General features: G+C 43.7%; 1 pseudogene. It reads left to right on the forward strand.

The features are described from left to right. Positions 1 to 279: pseudogene (locus KFE26_RS23825) on the forward strand (IS5/IS1182 family transposase); the annotation flags it as partial.

The raw sequence follows: 279 nt of genomic DNA on the forward strand, positions 1-279 counted from the left end.
GTCATTGGAGCACGGTCTTTAGACGGTTTCATTTATGGTCTAAGAAAGGCGTTCTAGCACATTTATTCAAGGCCTTAGCCAACCTTGCTGATATAGAATGGGTCTTTATTGATGGCTCGATAGTGCGAGCTCACCAGCACAGTGCAGGTGCAGCGACGCTAAGTAATGAGAGTATTGGTAAAAGTCGAGGCGGTAATTCAACCAAAATTCACTTAGCCGTCGACAGCGGAGGATTACCGATTTATTTCGAATTATCAGAAGGCCAAAAACACGATATTA

It is taken from the genome of Shewanella sp. M16 (assembly GCF_018224605.1).
GTDB lineage: Bacteria > Pseudomonadota > Gammaproteobacteria > Enterobacterales > Shewanellaceae > Shewanella > Shewanella oncorhynchi.